We start from the raw sequence: 19,999 nt of genomic DNA on the forward strand, positions 1-19,999 counted from the left end.
ATTAGCGAAAGTACAAGAAGCACAAAAAGCTTATAATGATGCGCACATTATTGTACTTCCTAAAGGAAATAAATAGGCGAATTGATGACAAAGAAATATTTTTATCATGAAATCGATTAGGTTAGAAAAAATGATTGATTGGATAAATAATCTAAAAAAGAGCTTGGAACAAAAAAACGTGCCAAGCTCTTTAGCATATGTAAAAATAAATAAAAGCGGTTGTGACATACTTTTGTCACAACCGCTTGTTTAGTAGTTAATCATTCTTTTTCAGGTAATTTATTCTCTAAATCAGTACGTACCACTAGAACATCACAAGTGGCGTTACGAATCACATATTCTGAAACAGAACCAATAAATAGACGTTCAACAGCATTCAATCCTGTTGCACCTAACATGATTAAATCTACATGGTTATCCTCAGGAATTTCTTTAGCGATGATTTGTTTCGGCGAGCCGTATTCAATCACGGTAGTAACATTGTTCAATCCCGCTTTTTTAGCATTTGCTTCATAATCAGCTAGCGTTTGCTTCGCCATTTCAGTTGCTTGCTCTGCCAACATGCCATCAAATGATGAAACGGTTTGGAAAGAACGAGTATCAATCACGTGTGCTAATAAAAGTTCTCCATTATTTCTGATAGCAACGTTTACGGCTTTTTTAAAAGCTAATTCAGCTTCATCAGAGCCATCTACGGCAACCATAATTTTTTTGTACTGTTGTAACATAAGCATTCACTCCTTCAGATAAATCAATCATTTATAATTCTATTGTAAAACAAGTTGAACAAAAAGAGAATTATTTACTGTTTGGTTTGACCATTTTCCGAGCGAAAGTAAAACTGAAGACAGAAGCAACAATAATGACCAAGAGCAGGTAAGCCAAAGCAATAAATCGTTGATTGAAAAAGGCGACAAAAATACCTAATACCCCTAGGAAAGCGTAAATGGCACCATAGAATTGTAAATAGCCACGATTTTTCTCTGTTTCTTCTATTAATACGAAAAAGATGGGTTGTTTTTTTAATAAATAATAGCTAACAAATAATAATAATAATGCGGCAATGCCCATTAAAAGTTGAATCATAGAAATTCCTCCAAAAGTCTAAAGATTGGTCAAATAATGTTTTTCAAGGGATCTACTCGAAAAAAAAGGAGCTGTACCAAGTAATTGGCATAGCCCCTTAATCTTCAAAAAATGGTAATCTCCGTTAATGCCGTTGTTCGTCCTGTAGTATTGATCCCGCGAATTCAAGCAGGTGGGTCCCACGGTCGTAGCCTCGAACTACCAAATGATAAGGCATGTTACCAGCAGTGACACAAGACGGGTCCCAAGATATCAATAAAAATGTTCGGTCAACACACAAAGAGGACAATTCGAACATCACAGATTTCCCACCTCTATAGTAGCATATGGAAATAAAAAGAGCAATGAGAGCGCTCATGGAAAATCAAGTCTATGTCGTTGGCTTATTGCCTCCTGATTTTTTCCATTCTTTGATTCGCTGATATTGTTGCCCAAGGGCTTGTTCATATTTCCCTGTAGTCTTCGGATGATAATAAGACGCTTGTTTTAATTTGTCGGGTAAATATTGTTGGTTCACCCAGGCTTGATCAAAATTGTGAGGGTATTGATAACCAATCCCACGATTCAATGCCTTGGCTCCTTGGTAATGACTGTCTCGTAAATGATCGGGCACTTCGCCAGCGTTGCCTGAGCGGATATCAGCAATCGCTTCATCTAAAGCGGCATAAGCAGAATTTGATTTAGGAGAGAGACAAAGATCAACTACGGCATCTGCTAAAGGAATCCTTGCTTCGGGAAGTCCTAGACGTTCAGCAGCTAAGACAGCATTGACAGTTCTAGCTGCGGCAGCAGGGTTTCCTAGACCAATATCTTCATAACCAATCACCATCAAGCGCCGACAGATACTTGCCAGGTCCCCAGCTTCAACCAAACGGGCTAAATAATGAAGTGCTGCATCAACATCGCTTCCTCGGATCGATTTTTGAAAAGCTGAAATCACATCATAATGAGCATCTCCGTCTTTATCATGAGTGAGGGCTTTTCGTTGGATACATTCTTCAACGATGGCTAATGTCAAATGAATGATCCCCTGTTCATTTGGCTCGGTCGAACGAGCCGCTAATTCCAAGCCGTTGAGTGTGCTTCGAAGATCGCCGTTCGTTGCCCGTGATAGATGAAGCAAAGCATTTTCGTCTAATTGAATAGCTAGATTACCAAGTCCACGCTCTTTATCACTTAGAGCTGATCGAACCGCTTGCTGGATATCTAATTCGTTTAAGGGTTTTACTTCAAAAATCTGTGTTCGACTGCGAATAGCAGGATTAATCGTGATATAGGGGTTTTCAGTTGTTGCGCCAATCATGATGATCCGTCCATTTTCCAGATGAGGGAGCAAAAAATCTTGTTTCGTTTTATCAAGACGATGGATTTCATCAAGTAAGAGAATGACAGTGCCACTCATCTTGGCTTCTTCGGCAACTACTTGTAAGTCTTTCTTGGAATCAGTTGCTGCATTGAGCATGCGAAAGGCAAATTTGGTTGAGCCAGCAATCGCACTAGCAATACTGGTTTTACCAGTTCCTGGTGGACCATATAAAATCATGGAAGACAGCATTTTGGCATCAACCATTCGCCGAATAATTTTTCCTTCACCAACTAAATGTTCTTGTCCTACGACTTCATCGATCGTTCGTGGACGCATCCGATAAGCTAAAGGTTGCTGCATAAAACGGCCTCCTTTTTTTATTTTTCGTTCGTTAATTATACCATACATTAAGACAATCCACTTTATGGTAACGCTAATTTAGAAAGCCGTAAACCGTAAAGTGAAAGGAAACGAGTTTACTCATATTCAGGCTAAGTTTAACAGAGAGGATCCTTATTGAAAGGACTGGGGGACTTTTAAAATAAAGCACCAGTTTCCTCGTTTATTCTGATTTGAGGTAAAATAAAGGGAGTGAAGACATAGATGGCTTGGAGGAGGAGAAAAATGAAAGCGACACGATTATTGAGTGAAACATTGTTACGAGCACAAGAACGGTTTGAAGAAACGTTAGACCAGCTAGATGTAGCAGAAGCAAATACAATGCCGGCACCTTTGATCAAATCAGTAACTTGGCTGATCTGGCATACTGCTCGAGAATTAGACCTTCAAATATCCGATTTGAAAAATAGTGAACCACTGTGGTTTAGTCAAGACTGGTCTGGAAAATTTGCATTAGATCTGCCTGATGATACGCAAGATTGGCAACACACACCTGCGGAAGCAAAAAAAGTCGTCGTAACAGACAAAAAACTACTTACAGATTATTTAGCTAATAGTGTTTCATTGACGATTGAGTACTTGGAACAAGTCGATGAAGGAACACTTGATGAAGTCATTGATTCCAACTGGACACCTCCTGTCACACGTGAAGATCGTCTCGTGTCGATCATTGATGATGCAGTGATGCATTCTGGTCAGGGAATCTATACTCGCCGACTGGTGATCGGTAAATAATGAATGCTAAACCTTGTTCTGGTTTGAACGGTCTATGTAAAATCCTATAAAAGGCTGTGACAGAAGTGTCTAGTTCTGAAAAATAAGCCGGAGAATCCGAAGATAGTTCTTCCTATTTTTGGGATTTTTCGGCTATTCTTATCTGCCTGTCTATTGCTGTAGGTTTTTCTTGGTTTCCATAGCTTATGCTTTCAATATTGTGTATGATAAGGGTGGTGAATAAAATGACAAATAAAGAGCAATTAGATGAACTTTTATTGAATAAAACAACACCCGAAGTTGCCAGAGATCTTTTAGGGATGTATTTAGAATATGTTACGCCAACTGGTACCGTTGGTGGTTACATCGTTGATGCAGAGGCATATCTTGGTCCAGAAGATGAAGCGGCTCATAGTTTTGGGATGCGCAGAACCCCACGAGTGGCAGCGATGTATGAAAAGCCAGGAACGATTTATCTTTATACGATGCACACCCACCGTATTTTAAATATTATTACGCAACCTGAAGGGATTCCACAAGGGGTAATGATTCGTGCGATCGAGCCTGCAACTGGTGTGGTTCAAATGAGCATTAACAGAGGCGGGAAGACTGGTCCTGATATTAGTAACGGTCCCGGAAAATTGGTAGCAGCATTAGGATTACCACAAGAACTTTATGGACAATCGATTTTAGACAGTCCGTTGCATTTTGTTTTTGAAAAAACAAAAATACCTAAGAAAATCATGGCTTTGCCAAGGATCGGTATTCCTAACAAAGGAGAATGGACAGACAAACCATTACGTTTTGTAGTGGCTGGAAATCCATATCTATCATTACAAAGAAAGAACCTGGTGGAGGAAGACTGGGGCTGGAGGAAGAAAAAATGAAAAAAACAAACTTACTAGACTACTTAGACAAAACAATCGAAAAAACGATCACTGATTATGATGTGGCATTAGACTGGGATACGAAAAACCATACGATTGAAATCATTGTCCGACTATTTGCAGAAAATAAAGCGCATTTGGAAATCGATGATGCCGAAGGTGTAGTTTCCGAAGAAGAAATCATTGAATTTGAAGATGGTATTTTATTGTTCAATCCACAAAAATCCCATTTTGATGAAAAAGATTATTTAGCGGTTATTCCTTATGAAGGAAAGAAAGGGATAGCCAAATCGGTCATTGATGCATTGATTGAGTATTTGAACGAAGTATTAGCACAAGGGCAAAGTGATCTCTTAGATTTTCTTGATGCAGATGATGAAACGGCAGTGTTTGAGTTGAATTGGGACAATCAACAGTTAGCAAAACTAGTCGAAGAAAAACAGCAAAATGAGACGGACGTCTATTTGCCTTATCCAAGTTATTAAGGAGTGAATGTCATGAAATGGAATGAAGTAAAAGTTGAAACCGCCAGTGAAGCAGTGGAAGCTGTGGCTAATATACTAATGGAAGCAGGAGCAAGCGGTGTTGCGATTGAAGATGCTTTAGACGTTGAAAATTTCAAGTCTGATCAATATGGGGAAATCTTGAATAAAGAAGATTTTACTTCATTAACAGAAGGCGCACTGGTGATGGCTTATTTCCCTGAAACGATTTTTTTACCAGAAATTTTGCCTTTTATCAAAGACCGTGTAGCCCAACTCCCAGAATTTGGCTTGGCGATCGGTAAAAATATCATCACCGTTAGTGAAGTGGAAGAAAGCAACTGGGCAACTGCTTGGAAAAAGTATTATCACCCAGTACGGATCACCAGAATGTTAACGATCGTGCCTAGTTGGGAAGCGTATCAAACAAGTGATCCATTAGAAAAGATCATTACATTAGATCCTGGAATGGCATTTGGAACAGGGACACATCCAACTACCTCTTTAACATTGCAAGCATTAGAAACGGTATTGCGTGGCGGAGAAACACTTTTAGATGTAGGAACTGGTTCTGGCGTCTTAAGTATCGCAGCAAAATATTTAGGAGCCAAAGATGTTTATGCCTATGATCTGGATGAAGTGGCTGTTCGTGCAGCGAAAGAAAATATGGATATGAATGAAGTAGCCAAAGATGTTCACGTAGCTGCTAATGATTTATTGAACGGCATCACAATCGAAAGTGATGTTATCGTGGCGAACATCTTAGCAGATATTATTTTGTTGATGATCCCTGATGCTTGGCGCTTATTAAAACAAACGGGGCGCCTGATCGTATCTGGTATCATTGAAGAAAAAAAACAAATGGTCATTGACGCCATGAAAGAACAGGGCTTTGTCGTTGATCAAATTTTCCAACAAAAAGATTGGTATGCAATTATCTTGAAAAAGCCTGAGGTGGAATAAATGCAACGTTACTTTTTAGAAGAGGCGTATCAACCAAATACACGCTTCGAACTTTCGGGAGAGGCATTTCATCATATCGTACGGGTCATGCGCATGGCGCCAAAAGATCAAGTCTATTTAGCATTCAACGATCAAGTATCGATTCGTGCGGAGATCACAGAAATCAGTGAAGATACCGTTTATTTGAGCGAGCTTGAAAAAGAAAAAAGCCAAAAGGAATTACCCAATAACATCACGATTGCCAGTGGTTATCCAAAAGGGGATAAACTAGACTGGATCGTTCAAAAAGGAACAGAATTAGGTGCGCATGGATTTATTGGCTTTCCAGCTAAAACATCTATTGTAAAATGGGATGCGAAAAAAAGAAACAAACGTCAAGAACGTTTGAACAAAATTGCTCAAGAAGCAGCTGAACAATCTCATAGACAGATTGCGCCCCAAGTGGAATTATTGGAAAGTCAGCAAGCTCTTTTTGATCGACTATCTGCTTATGATGTGTTGTTGATTGCTTATGAAGAGTCAGCAAAACAAGGAGAACTAGCCAATTTAGCTAAGGTATTCCAAGAACTCACTGATGGTAGTCGGATTTTAGCCATTTTTGGTCCTGAAGGAGGTCTTGCTCCTGAAGAAGTTGAAGCCTTTGTTGAAAAAGGTGGAATCTTATGTGGATTAGGACCACGGATTTTACGTACGGAGACGGCACCTCTTTATCTTTTAAGTGCGGCAAGTTATCAGTGGGAGCTCACTCACTGATAATAACTGAATAAAATCAGGAAAAATTGAAAAAATTCCGAACAATCTGTATAATAAAAACAATTATTTTATTGTAAACAACGGATGACATCAAATGAATGGTGTGCATGAGTTTGTTTCTAGTTATGTTATAAAAAAGAAGAATGGTTTTTAATATTATTCGGAGCAACAGCTGTTGTTCGTAACCTTTGAAAGGGGGATGTTCCATGCCAAAAGAAGAATTATTGACAGGTCCTGGAGTGATTAAATTGGTTAGCCAATACATGGGACCTGATCATGTAGCATTTGTTCAAAAAGCTTGCGATTATGCAACGGCTGCTCACGATGGCCAGTTTCGTAAATCAGGCGAACCATACATTATCCATCCTATCCAAGTTGCTGGGATCTTAGCTGATTTAAGAATGGACCCCCATACTGTTGCAACTGGTTTTTTGCATGATGTTGTAGAAGACACCGACGTTACTTTGGATGATTTGAAAGAAGAATTTGGTCCAGACGTTGCAATGTTAGTTGACGGTGTAACGAAACTAGGGAAAATCAAATACAAATCACATGAAGAACAATTAGCAGAAAATCATCGAAAGATGTTATTAGCTATGGCGCAAGATTTACGTGTAATTATGGTGAAATTAGCTGATCGACTACATAACATGCGTACGCTAAAACATCTTCGTGAAGATAAACAACGTCGAATCGCCCAAGAAACTTTAGAAATTTATGCACCATTAGCTCATCGCTTGGGGATCAGTCGAATCAAATGGGAATTAGAAGATACCGCACTTCGCTATCTCAATCCTAAACAATATTATCGAATCGTGCATTTGATGCAAACGAAACGAGAAGAACGAGAAAAATATGTCAACGCCACAGTCGAAGATATTCGTCTAGCAACAGAAGAACTAGATATCTATGCAGAAATCTATGGACGTCCTAAACACATTTATTCCATTTATCGGAAAATGAAAGACCAAAAGAAACAATTCAATGAAATCTATGATTTACTTGCAATACGGGTAATCGTTGACTCTATCAAGGATTGTTATGCTGTTTTAGGAGCAATCCATACCAAATGGAAACCAATGCCAGGGCGGTTTAAAGATTATATTGCTATGCCTAAAGCAAATATGTATCAATCCTTGCATACAACAGTCATTGGACCAGCTGGAAATCCGGTAGAGATCCAGATACGAACTCAAGAAATGCACGAAATCGCCGAGTTCGGGGTGGCTGCACATTGGGCATACAAAGAAGGTAAAAATGATAAGGTCGAACCAGATGGTATCACGAAACAATTAAGCTGGTTCCACGAAATCATTGAACTGCAAGATGAAAGTTATGATGCTTCAGAATTTATGGAAGGTGTCAAAGGAGATATCTTTAGTGATAAGGTCTATGTTTTCACTCCTAAAGGGGACGTGACAGAACTGCCAAAAGGTTCTGGACCTTTAGATTTTGCTTATAGTATCCATACTGACATTGGAAATAAAACAACGGGTGCCAAAATCAACGGCAAAATGGTTCAATTAGATTATAAGTTGAAAAATGGAGACATTATTGAGATTTTGACTTCACCTAATTCGTTTGGTCCAAGTCGAGATTGGTTGAAATTAGTTGCTACGAGTAAAGCTCGCAATAAAATCAAACGTTTCTTCAAAGCGCAAGACAGAGAAGAAAATATCATCAAAGGACATGAAGCAATCACAAAATGTATCATCGATCTAGGCTTTGCACCTAAAGAAATTTTAGCAAAAAGTAAGCTGCAAGATGCTTTAGAAAAGCTGAATTATCAAACGGAAGATGATATGTATGCAGCTGTGGGTTATGGTGAAGTCAGTGCATTGACGATGGCGAACCGTTTGACTGAAAAAGAAAGAAAAGAACAAAAGATCGAGCAACAAAAACAAGAAGCTGAAGAAATCATGAACCAACCGAAAAAAGAACCGGAAAAAATGAAGGTTCGCCATGAAGGTGGTGTCGTGATTCAAGGTGTCGATAACTTGTTGATTAGGATCAGTCGTTGCTGTAACCCGATCCCTGGAGATGATATCGTGGGTTATATCACTAAAGGAAGAGGAATCTCGATTCACCGAAGAGACTGTCCGAATGTCCAAGTAGACAAGCCGAATGTGGCCGAACGCCTGATCGAAGTTGAATGGGAAGATACCTCAAATACCAGAAAAGAATATGATGCTGATCTAGAAATTTATGGTTATAATCGTTCCGGCATGTTAAATGATGTCTTACAAACGGTAAATACCATGACTAAAAACTTAAACAGCGTGGAAGCGAGAACCAACAAAGACAAAATGGCAACGATCCATTTAACAGTAGGGATCCAAAATCTTGCTCACCTAAAGAGCATCGTGGATAAAATCAAAGCTGTACCAGATGTGTATAGCGTGCGACGAACCAATGGTTAGGAGGAAAACACGTGAGAGCTGTTGTCCAGCGAGTAAGTAAAGCTTCAGTGACGATCGATCAACAAGAAGTTGGGAAGATCGATCAAGGGCTGGTTATTTTACTAGGTATTCATGAAAAAGATACGCAAGATGATGTTGATTATTTAGTAAAAAAAATTGCACAAATGCGTATTTTTGAAGATGAACAAGGAAAAATGAACCGTAGTGTAGAAGATGTCGAAGGACAAATTTTGAGTGTATCCCAATTTACGCTGTTTGCAGATACTAAAAAAGGAAATCGTCCAAGTTTCATCTCAGCAGCTCGTCCCGAAACAGCTATTCCACTATACGAGGCTTTTAATGAAGGGATTAGAAATAGAGGGATTACCGTAGCAACCGGCCAATTTGGAGCTGACATGGCAGTATCTTTGATCAATGACGGTCCGGTTACTATCATTATTGATTCTCAAAATAAATAAGAGATGCTAGTATATTCATAATTGATTGAAATAAGATGAGCAGGACTCGTCAATTTCTTTAACCGATCCTCAGAGATTCGCACAAGCGATGAATCTTTGAGTGATCGGTTTTTTGTGTGCCTACTCGAAAAGTGTCATACAGATGGGGGAACCTATTTTTTAAGGAAAAAAGAGTGATTTTAGAGGAGAAATAGTTCTAAAATCGAGTCCATTTGGTCTTTTTTATTTTAGAACACTTTTTTTGTCAGCTATCTAAAAAAAAGATAAGCTAATAATAGATGAAGTGTTCTATTGGAGGAGATAAAAGATGAAAGAGGTACCAGTAGTCGATATAAAGATAACCGAGATTAAAAAAAGATATGAGCAAGGTTATCACTTGTTAAAGGAATTACGTAAAGAGGCAAATGCGCCAGTAGTGAAAGCAAAAATCTTCAATAAAGAAGCGATTGTGATCTACGGAAAAGAAGCCGCTCAAATTTTTTATGATCCAAGGAATTTCAAACGAAAAGGAGCAATGCCTAAATTAGTATTAAAAACGTTGTTTGGGAAAGATGGTGTTCAAACACTAGACGGTGCCCAACACCATCATCGCAAATCGATTTTTATGGATTTGATGACACCGGAAAGAATGGATACGTACCATCAAATTTTAGAAAAAAATTTGTCTCAAGCGTTAAACGAACAACATGGACAATTTGAATTATTTGATTTAAGTAAACAAGTACTATTTACTTCGATTTGTGAATGGTCAGGAATCAACTTAGCAGAATTGACCGATGAAGAAATCAATCAGTTCGCTGATTACCAAATTTCTATGATCAGTGGGACATTTACGTCGCCAATCGATCATATCAAAGGGGTTGAAAATCGTAAAAAATCTGAACAATGGGCTCAAAGGTTGATTGAGGATGCACGAGCAAACCCTGTTCCAGGTAAAGAAGATGTCGCTTTATATGCTTTTGCCCAAGCAACTGATCTTGATGGTAATTTGTTGCCAATCGAAGTGGCTGCGGTGGAATTGCTCAATATTATTCGACCAACTGTAGCATTGACAGTCTGGGCAGCTTTGATGGGACATGCTTTATTCAGTCGACCAGACTTAAAACAGCAGTTAAAAAATGACTTTACAGAACTTCAAGATCCGTTTATTCAGGAAATGCGTCGTTACTATCCATTTTTCCCAATGTTGCCAGCAATTGCTTTAAAAGATGTGTCAGTTGACGGCTATCTTATTCCTAAAGATAGTTGGGTTATTTTGGATCTATACGGGACGAATCATGATGAGCGTACAATCGATGCGCCAGATTCATTCATGATCAAACGTTATTTAGGGAAAGCAAAAGATCTTTCTTACGAAGAGGAATATGAGATGATTGCTCAAGGTGGAGGAGACTTTCGACAAATGCATCGCTGTGCAGGAGAATGGATCACTTTACACAGTTTACGGGTCTTTTCTGACCAATTAGTCAACCATTATGAATTTTCAGTACCTGAACAAGATTGGACGATCCCTAGTAATCAATTTCCAACTTATCCTAATAGTCGTGTACTCTTATATAAAGAATAGTGCGTAGAAAATAAAAAGTCTGAAATATAAATCTCATTCTGTAGCGCCCCCCAAAAAAAGTTAGACTAAAAAACTAACTTTTGGGGGGCGCTTTATTTTTTATTCTAAAACAAGTAAACGGTGTTCAAGCAACAGCTCCTTGAAATAAGCCTGAATTTTTCAAAACATGAGAAGCTGTTTTAAAAAATCCTTTCTTATTATCATCGGAGCTTCCCGTTGCTTTCACAACCTCTGATTCACGGTGTTCAAAGAGCTGACCTTCGGCGATAAGTCAAAAAATCTCAAAACATGGGGAGCTGTTTCGAGATTTTCCTCCTTAACGCTCAGGTCAAAACGCTCTTTTCACAACCTCTAATTCACGGTGTTCAAGAAGCAACTCCTCAGCAATAAGCGATGATTTTCTAAAATATGAGAAGCTATTTTAAAAAATCCTCTCTTATTCGCTCGGAGCTGATCGCTTCTTTCACAACCTCTTGTTTTAAACGGTGTTCAAGCAACAGCTCCTTGAAATAAGCCTGAATTTTTCAAAACATGAGAAGCTGTTTTAAAAAATTCTTTCTTATTGTCATCGGAGCTTCCCGTTGCTTTCACAACCTCTTGTTTCAAAAGTTCTTTTAGTTTAGCTTTTTTTCTTTTTGTTTTAGACTAAAGAAAAAAGGAGGAATTGCGAATGGCAGAAATAAGAATTGGACATTCACAAGTTTACGCTGAACAACTTGGCTTAGGAGCGAATGCGATCGGTGGTCATAATCTTTTTGCTAACTTAAAAGATGAAACTGGGAAAGAAGTTGTACGAACCGCTTTGCAAAACGGCATCAATTTAATTGATACTGCTTATGCTTATGGAAATGGACGTTCAGAAGAACTGATCGGTGAAGTCTTGCAAGAAAATGAATTTGATCGTTCACGGGTGATCATTGCCACTAAAGCTGCCCATGTTCCTGGACAAAAAGGGGTATTCAATAATTCACCAGAATTTTTGACCCGTTCTGTAGAAGAAGCACTCCGACGTTTACAAACTGATTATATTGATATTTTTTATATCCATTTTCCAGATAAAGAAACGCCAAAAAATGAAGCAGTCGCTGCGTTGCACAAACTAAAAGAAGCAGGGAAGATCCGTGCAATCGGAGTCTCTAATTTTTCAATGACTCAACTGAAAGAAGCAAATCAAGATGGCTATGTTGATGTTGTTGAAGATAAATTTAGTTTGATCCATCGTGAAGCTGAAAAAGAACGTTGGCCTTATCTTGAACAACATAACATTAGTTTTGTCCCTTATTTTCCACTTGCTTCCGGCTTGTTAACGGGAAAATATCATTTAAATAGTCTTCAAAGTATGGCTCCAGATGACCCTCGTAAGGAGAATCCGGATTTTCAAGGAGAGAGGTTTGAAAAAATCATTCAGGCTGTCGAACAACTTGCACCGATTGCGAAAAACAATCAAGCTAGTATTGCTCAACTCGTTTTAGCTTGGTATATGAAAAATCCACGGATTTCTGTCGTGATACCTGGAGCGAAAAAACCGGAACAAGTTAGAGATAATGCTCGTGCATTAGATATTCATTTATCGTCCACTGATTACCATACCATTGATCAACTCTTTAAAGATTTTTAGAAAAATACAGAGAAGGTCGTGACAGAAGAAGTTAGCTCTGAAAAAATGAGCGTGTGCTGGAATGAAGGATGCTAGTAATTAAGGAGATGTTTCATTCAGTTAGTCGGTTAGCACCTTATTAATTCTCAGTTGATTTACAGATTTTTCTTGACTTTACGCCTTGTTTTTAGTAGGTTATAGATAATATTGAAAATATCAATGAAAGAGCGAGTAAGTTTCTGAAGCTTTACAAGAGAGGATCATCAAGGCTGAAAATGATCTAAAGTTTTAGGTTCTAAAAGACACTCTGGAGATGGACGAGTGAAAAGCCGTCCCGTGTACGAGCGTTAATCGTTAGAGGAAAGAGCAATCTTTCAAAAATAGGTGGTACCGTGTATGAATTAGTCATTCACCCTTGTTCGTAATGAATAAGGGTGGATTTTTTTTTACATAGAAAAGTAAAGGGGAGAAAAAAATGAGTTTCCAAAGACCAAAAGGAACAAATGATATTTTACCTGGTGAGTCAGAAAAATGGCAGTTCGTGGAAGAAACAGCGCGTTTATTGTTTAGAGATTATCAATACAATGAAATCCGCACGCCTATTTTTGAACACTATGAAGTCATTTCTCGAAGTGTAGGGGATACAACGGATATCGTGTCAAAAGAAATGTATGATTTCTATGACAAAGGGGAACGCCACATCACTTTACGTCCAGAAGGAACAGCACCGATCGTTCGTTCTTTTGTGGAACATAAATTATTTGGACCAGAATATGCAAAACCTTATAAAACATTTTATATGGGACCAATGTTTCGTTATGAACGCCCTCAAAAAGGTCGTTTACGTCAATTCCATCAAATCGGAGTAGAAGCTTTTGGTTCTGACAATCCAGCAACTGACGTAGAAAGCATGGTTATGGCCCTTGATTTCTTCAAACAATTAGGAATCACTCAAATTCGATTAGTGATCAACTCGCTAGGAGATAAAGAAACGCGTCAAGCATATCGTCAAGCATTGATCGACTATCTTTCACCATTTGAAAAAGAGTTGAGTGAAGATTCACAACGTCGTTTGCATGAGAATCCGTTGCGGGTGTTAGATAGTAAAGACAAACGTGATCAAAAGTTTGTTGCTGATGCACCATCGATTTTAGATTTCTTAAGCGAAAAAGCACAAAAACATTTTGATATGGTCGTTGCTATGTTGGATGCACTTAATATACCTTACGAAATCGATAGCACGATGGTTCGAGGGTTGGATTACTATACACATACAATCTTTGAGATTATGAGTGATGCACCAAAGATGGGCGCACAAGCGACGATTTGTGCAGGTGGACGTTACGATAATCTGGTTGAAGAACTAGGCGGACCTCAAACACCGGGTTTTGGTTTTGCGATGGGGATCGAACGCTTGCTGTTAACAATGGAAGCAGAAGAAGTCGTGATTCCGGCATTTAATGAATTAGATGCTTATGTCGTGGCTTTAGGCGAAGAAACGAATATCGAAGCATTGAAACTGGTGCAAACGATCCGCAATTTTGGGTTTTCAGCTGATCGTGATTTTATGGATCGTAAAGCAAAAGCACAATTCAAAACGGCTGATAAAGCGAATGCTAAGTTAGTGTTAGTTATTGGCGGAGATGAGCTGGAAAACCAAACGGTCACAGTCAAATCAATGGCTAATAGAAAAGAAAAAAGCTTTAGTTTAACAGAAGTTTATGAACATTTTGATGAAGTCTATGATGAAATGACTTTATTCGAGTAGGAGGAAAAAGAAAAATGGCACAAAGAACAACTTATTGCGGTTTGATTTCAGCAAAAGAACTAGATCAAACTGTTACATTAAAAGGGTGGGTACAAAAGCGAAGAGACCTAGGGGGAGTAATCTTTATTGATTTACGTGACCGAGAAGGAATCGTCCAAATCGTTTTCAATCCTGAAGTCAATAAAGAAGCATGGGAAATCGCGGATAAATGTCGGAGTGAATACGTGATTGAAATCACTGGTGTGGTTCGTAAACGTGAGGAGCTAGCCATCAACCCTAAAATGGTCACTGGTGAATATGAAGTATTCGCAAACGAAATTGTTATCTTGAACAAAGCAAAAACACCACCGTTTTTGATTGAAGACGATCAAACAGTCGGAGACGAGATCCGTATGAAATATCGTTATTTAGATTTGCGTCGTCCAAAAATGACGAAAAATATCAAAATGAGAAATGAAACAACGAAAGCAATCCGTCATTATTTAGATGATAATGATTTCATGGATATCGAAACACCTTATTTAGGAAAATCAACGCCAGAAGGGGCTCGTGACTATCTTGTTCCTTCGCGTGTTTACCCAGGGCACTTTTATGCTTTACCTCAATCACCTCAGTTGTTTAAACAATTATTGATGAACGCAGGGTTTGATCGTTACTACCAAATCGTTCGTTGTTTCCGTGACGAAGATCTTCGTGGTGATCGTCAGCCAGAATTTACTCAAGTAGATATTGAAACGACATTCTTGACGGCAGAAGAAATCCAAGATTATACCGAAGGCTTGATTGCGAAAGTGATGAAAGATGTTCGTGGAATCGACGTTACTTTACCGTTTCCTCGCATGACGTATGACGAAGCAATGAATCGCTACGGTAGTGATAAACCAGATACACGTTTTGAGATGGAGTTGACCGACTTAAGTGAAATCGTCAAAGATGTTGATTTCAAAGTCTTCCAAATGGCTCTTGAAAAAGGTGGCGTCGTCAAAGTTTTAAATGCTAAAAATGCTTCAAGCAACTACTCTCGTAAAGATTTAGATAATCTTGGGCAATACGCTAGCCAATTTGGTGCGAAGGGATTAGCTTGGCTAAAAGTAGAAGAGGACGGCTTGAAAGGTCCAATCGCTAAATTTATGGGAGATGCAACAGAAGCAATCGTTCAAGCGACAAACGCTGAAGTTGGAGACATTTTATTATTTGGTGCGGATACAAAAGAAATCGTAGCTGCAACACTAGGTGCAATCCGTACACGCTTAGGAAAAGAATTAGGCTTAATTGATGAATCAAAATTCAATTTCTTGTGGATCACAGAATGGCCACAATTTGAATATTCTGCAGAAGAAGGACGCTACGTATCCGCTCATCATCCATTTACGATGCCAAAAGAAGAAGATCTTGAACGCTTGAGTACAGATCCAGCTAGTGTCTATGCAGAAGCATATGATATCGTATTGAATGGCTATGAGCTAGGCGGTGGCTCAATCCGGATCCATACTCGTGAAATCCAAGAAAAAGTCTTAGAAACTTTAGGCTTTACGAAGGAACAAATGGAGGAACAATTTGGTTTCCTATTAACTGCATTGGATTATGGGTTCCCACCACATGGCGGTATTGCTCTTGGCTTGGACCGTTTTGTGATGTTACTTGCTGGTGAAGAAAACATTCGTGAAGTTATTGCTTTCCCTAAAAATGGTAGAGCAGCAGATGTCATGAGTGATGCACCAAGTACGGTATCAGATGCCCAATTATTTGACTTGAATATTGATGTAACCAGCATGGACTAAGTTTATTCGTATTGAACAAAAGACTAGTAACTCAATTCCATTGATCGTTTTATAAATAATAAGTACGGGAGTCTGGACTAGGTGTAAAAAGACTCTCGTACTTGTTTATGTTGTCTTGATTTAATTCCAAAACGATTTATAATTAAGCCATAGCGTATAATGTCAGTTGAGTTTTAACCCATATTTTCAATGGATGCTACGTTTAGTGATGCGATAGGCGAAGAATGAATCCTTCTTTTTGGTTAGTGTAATGATGGATCATTATAGAGTAGTCACTGAACGTAATCGTTCGTTCTTTCATTATATACTACGTATCTTTACTCACTATCCAAATTAAAATTAAGAAAGGAAATTCCGGGAAAAGAGAGAAATTGACTTCCAGCCAATGATTGTCTCTTCATACGAATTCATATGAAAATTACGAGATCGTAACCGGAAATACAAAGCAATGAAAAAAACTTTCGAAAATTGGGCGCATCATGATTATACGACCAAGCTTTCGGTATCTATCGTTTATGCATTGATTGCATCAGTAGCACTAAACTTTTTTTATCAACCAGGACATATTTATTCAAGCGGAATCACTGGCTTGGCACAAATACTGACTACTTTATCTAAATCGTTGATTGGATTCGAAGTACCCGTCTCAACGACTTTATACTTATTGAATATTCCTTTATTTGTTCTTGCTTGGGTGAAGATCGGTAAGAAGTTTACGATTTTTACATTTATCACCGTGACATTGACGTCACTTTGTATCCATATCCTTCCTCTAACGGTTCTTTCAACTGATCCAATCATCTGCGCGATTTTTGGGGGAGCTGTGATGGGGTTAGGGATCGGGTTAGCCTTAAGAAATGGCTTATCCTCAGGTGGTTTGGATATCGTCAGTATCACTATTCGTAAAAAGACAGGAAAATCGATTGGTTCAATTTCGATTTACTTCAATGCATTGATCGTTTTCGTAGCTGGTATCCTTTTTGGCTGGCAATACATGTTTTATAGCGCACTTTCGATCTTTGTCAGTGGGAAAGTAACCGACGTGATGTATACGAAACAAAAGAAAATGCAAGTGATGATCGTAACGAAGCATCCCGAACGAGTAGTCAATGAAATCCAAAACTGTATGCGTCGTGGAATCACGATCATCAATGAGGCAGAAGGAGCTTACAAGCACGATAAACAAACGGTGTTGATGACGATCGTTACACGCTATGAGTTGCCTTTGTTAAGAGAAGCGATGAAAGCTTCTGATCCACAAGCGTTTGTCAGTATCGCCGAAAATGTCCAAATTCTTGGTCGGTTTTATGAAGAGGGCGTTTAGTGCAAGTGCAACTTATTGACAGAAAAAGTGACATATCCAAATAAATGAATCGATCAGTGTGGCTGGAAACAACTTTATTCTACAAATCGTTTGATAAAGTTGGGCATTGTGTAGCTTGATTTGTATCTGGAGGGTGAGAATCTTCAAACAGTTTATCCTGTTTTGAGATTTTCACCCTTCATTTTGCTAAATTTGTCGTAACGATCTTAGTAAAGTGATTCTTTCAGTTAGATGTAATCTTACTGAAACTTCAAGGTTATTTTTAGTTATATGTTGTTCATAGTTGAATTTTTATTAAAGTTGCGGAAAAAGTTATTCTTTTTTTCAAAGTTTTATGGGAAGATAGAAATGATAGCGAAAATCACATGAATTTTTCTTGCTATTTTTGTACAATACACGTATATTACAAATGAAAAAAGTTTATGAAAAGTTGGAATATTGAATGGAAAAACAAAAAAGGTTAAAAAATAGTCGCTACATTACTGGTTTTGACGGTATTCGTTCTTTGGCAGTAGTAGGAGTGATTTTGTACCATTTGCTCCCTACAAGTTTGAAGGGTGGTTATTTGGGCGTCCCGATATTTTTTGTTGTATCAGGCTATTTGATCACTGATTTATTACGGCAAGAATGGGAACAAAATGGCAAAATCAATATTTGGCAGTTTTATGTCCGACGAATGAAAAGGTTATATCCAGGATTAGTATTTTTACTAATCACTGCATCTGCTTATATTACGTTATTTCAACGAGGGTTATTGAATAACTTACGAGGAACAGTCGTTAGTAGTTTATTGTATGTCAACAACTGGTGGCAAATAAAAAATGGTTTGTCTTATTTTGATCGATTTGCCAATGAATCACCGTTTACCCATATTTGGTCATTGGCGGTGGAAGGTCAAAACTACTTAGTTTGGCCCATTCTTTTTGTTTTGTTAATGGTTTTTGTACGTAAAAAGAAGTGGATCGTTTATACAGTCTTAGGAGGATCACTTATTTCTGCGATCCTCATGATGATCCTGTTTACGCCAGGCGGCGATCCAACTCGAGTATATTATGGAACAGATACGCGATTGTTTTCAATTTGGTTAGGAAGTGCTTTGGCTTTTGTCTGGCCAAGTACCCGATTGAAAAAAAATATTCCGAAGCAAGCAAAACGGGTGTTGAATCTAGCCGGATTGATTTCACTGATTGCATTGATCCTCTTCTTTTTCTTGTTAGATGATCATTATAGTTTTGTCTATTATGGGGGCATGCTGTTAGTTAGTCTCTTCTGTGTCGTTTTAGTTGCGGTAACAGCGCATCCAGGCGCAAGTGTGAACAAATGGTTAACCAATCCCGTGTTTTCTTGGATCGGTAAACGAAGTTACGGCATCTATCTGTATCAATTTCCAGTCATGATTTTTTATGAAGCAAAAGTTGCGAATATTGCGGATCATGTTTTGCTTCATACATTGATCGAGATTTCATTGATCCTGATCATTAGCGAACTTTCTTATCGCTACATTGAACGTCCTTTGGCACGATTCGATTATGGACAAACGATTCAAGTAGTCAAAGGCTGGTTCACTAAGCCGATTATCAGCAAGCAAAAACCTTGGGTCATTCCAGGAACATTGATGGTGTTGATCGCTCTTGTTGGTTTTGTTACAGCACCTAAGAATTCAGTGACTGCGGATCAAAAAAAATTACAAGCACAAATTGCTGAAAGTAAAAGATTGGCGGAGGAAAGCCAGAAAAATGAAGATAATAATTCCAACACCGTTGATCAAGCAGTTCTTGACAAATATGGACTAACAGCTAAACAAGGAAAGAAAGCGCAGAAATTAGAATTGACAGCATTTGGGGACTCAGTCATGTTAGATGCAGCGACTGATTTGAAGGAGTTATATCCTAAAGTTGTTGTTGATGGAGACGTTGGTCGACAATTATATGCGAGTGAGCCATATATTGAAGAACTGAAAAAACAAAACTTATTGAAAGATACGGTTTTGATTGGCTTAGGAACAAATGGAGCCTTTTCTGAATCGCAATTTGATAGCATCATGAGTGCCTTAGGAGATCGTAAAGTTTACTGGGTAAATGTCCGCGTTCCTACAAAACGTTGGCAAAACGATGTGAATGCCTTGTTAGCACAAATGGCTAAAAAATACGATAATCTTACATTGATCGACTGGTATGATTATAGTAATAGCCACAATGATTGGTTTTATGATGACCAAGTACATCCAAATCCAGAAGGAATGAAACACTATATCCATTTAGTAAGTGAAACTTTATTAGGGAAAGATAAAACGAAGAAAACTGTTTCAAGTGAATCAACCCAAAATGATACGAATACTAATAGTGGTAGTGTAGCTAGTTCTGCTAATGGAAATGGTAGTACGGAATAGTTGAATAAGAGATAAGACATCTTGATTTTCCGGCTCTTTGTCAATAAGGACTGATAAGTGGTATAAAATCAAATACGGGTCAGAATGAACCTCATTCTGACCCGT

The 19,999-nt window shown here is 38.4% G+C and carries 16 protein-coding genes and 1 other RNA gene; 13 read left to right on the top strand and 4 right to left on the bottom strand.

Annotation, left to right across the window (positions count from 1 at the left end):
* Positions 1–260 precede the first annotated feature (260 nt).
* From AB5M32_RS08355 to AB5M32_RS08370, 4 genes are all read right to left on the bottom strand, one after another.
* On the bottom strand, positions 261–728 hold the full coding sequence (locus AB5M32_RS08355) for a universal stress protein (protein ID WP_010720888.1): 468 nt from the start codon (positions 726–728) through the stop codon (positions 261–263).
* Positions 729–798: 70 nt separating this feature from the next.
* Positions 799–1,086, bottom strand: coding sequence for a hypothetical protein (locus tag AB5M32_RS08360; RefSeq protein WP_010720887.1), 288 nt, complete (start codon positions 1,084–1,086; stop codon positions 799–801).
* Positions 1,087–1,200: 114 nt separating this feature from the next.
* A non-coding RNA gene (gene ssrS / locus AB5M32_RS08365) (6S RNA) lies at positions 1,201–1,395 on the bottom strand.
* A 61-nt stretch (positions 1,396–1,456) separates the two neighbouring features.
* A complete protein-coding gene (locus AB5M32_RS08370; protein WP_178287189.1) occupies positions 1,457–2,752 on the bottom strand; it encodes a replication-associated recombination protein A in 1,296 nt (431 codons plus the stop codon).
* A 264-nt stretch (positions 2,753–3,016) separates the two neighbouring features.
* Here AB5M32_RS08370 and AB5M32_RS08375 point away from each other — a divergent pair, with 264 nt between their 5' ends.
* From AB5M32_RS08375 to AB5M32_RS08435, 13 genes are all read left to right on the top strand, one after another.
* Entirely contained in the window at positions 3,017–3,526 is a 510-nt protein-coding gene (locus tag AB5M32_RS08375) for a DinB family protein (RefSeq protein WP_010737081.1), read from the top strand.
* Positions 3,527–3,750: 224 nt separating this feature from the next.
* Positions 3,751–4,392, top strand: a complete 642-nt coding sequence (locus AB5M32_RS08380; RefSeq protein ID WP_178287191.1) for a DNA-3-methyladenine glycosylase — start codon at positions 3,751–3,753, stop codon at positions 4,390–4,392.
* Positions 4,389–4,877, top strand: a complete 489-nt coding sequence (locus tag AB5M32_RS08385; protein WP_010720883.1) for a DUF3013 family protein — start codon at positions 4,389–4,391, stop codon at positions 4,875–4,877. The genes AB5M32_RS08380 and AB5M32_RS08385 overlap by 4 nt, the downstream gene beginning before the upstream one ends.
* 12 nt (positions 4,878–4,889) lie before the next feature.
* The gene (gene prmA, locus AB5M32_RS08390) at positions 4,890–5,837 is read left to right on the top strand and encodes a 50S ribosomal protein L11 methyltransferase (protein WP_010720882.1); all 948 of its coding nucleotides are present in this window, start codon (positions 4,890–4,892) and stop codon (positions 5,835–5,837) included.
* The gene (locus tag AB5M32_RS08395; protein WP_010737085.1) at positions 5,838–6,590 is read left to right on the top strand and encodes a 16S rRNA (uracil(1498)-N(3))-methyltransferase; all 753 of its coding nucleotides are present in this window, start codon (positions 5,838–5,840) and stop codon (positions 6,588–6,590) included.
* Positions 6,591–6,796: 206 nt separating this feature from the next.
* Positions 6,797–9,010: a bifunctional (p)ppGpp synthetase/guanosine-3',5'-bis(diphosphate) 3'-pyrophosphohydrolase gene (locus AB5M32_RS08400; RefSeq protein WP_010720880.1), complete on the top strand. Its 2,214-nt coding sequence runs from the start codon at positions 6,797–6,799 to the stop codon at positions 9,008–9,010.
* An 11-nt stretch (positions 9,011–9,021) separates the two neighbouring features.
* Positions 9,022–9,468, top strand: coding sequence for a D-aminoacyl-tRNA deacylase (gene dtd, locus AB5M32_RS08405; RefSeq protein ID WP_034699948.1), 447 nt, complete (start codon positions 9,022–9,024; stop codon positions 9,466–9,468).
* A gap of 307 nt (positions 9,469–9,775) precedes the next feature.
* Complete coding sequence (locus tag AB5M32_RS08410) at positions 9,776–11,035, top strand: cytochrome P450 (RefSeq protein WP_178287195.1); 1,260 nt, start codon at positions 9,776–9,778, stop codon at positions 11,033–11,035.
* Between the two features lie 670 nt (positions 11,036–11,705).
* Entirely contained in the window at positions 11,706–12,653 is a 948-nt protein-coding gene (locus AB5M32_RS08415) for an aldo/keto reductase (RefSeq protein WP_178287197.1), read from the top strand.
* A gap of 454 nt (positions 12,654–13,107) precedes the next feature.
* A complete protein-coding gene (gene hisS, locus AB5M32_RS08420; RefSeq protein WP_063627542.1) occupies positions 13,108–14,400 on the top strand; it encodes a histidine--tRNA ligase in 1,293 nt (430 codons plus the stop codon).
* Positions 14,401–14,414: 14 nt separating this feature from the next.
* The gene (gene aspS, locus AB5M32_RS08425; RefSeq protein ID WP_178287199.1) at positions 14,415–16,181 is read left to right on the top strand and encodes an aspartate--tRNA ligase; all 1,767 of its coding nucleotides are present in this window, start codon (positions 14,415–14,417) and stop codon (positions 16,179–16,181) included.
* A gap of 448 nt (positions 16,182–16,629) precedes the next feature.
* Positions 16,630–17,505, top strand: a complete 876-nt coding sequence (locus tag AB5M32_RS08430) for a YitT family protein (RefSeq protein WP_010720874.1) — start codon at positions 16,630–16,632, stop codon at positions 17,503–17,505.
* Positions 17,506–17,947: 442 nt separating this feature from the next.
* Entirely contained in the window at positions 17,948–19,894 is a 1,947-nt protein-coding gene (locus tag AB5M32_RS08435; protein WP_010720873.1) for an acyltransferase family protein, read from the top strand.
* Positions 19,895–19,999: the final 105 nt, after the last annotated feature.

Origin of the sequence: Enterococcus sp. C57 (assembly GCF_040887305.1) — a bacterium.
GTDB classification, from domain to species: Bacteria; Bacillota; Bacilli; order Lactobacillales; family Enterococcaceae; genus Enterococcus_B; species Enterococcus_B hirae.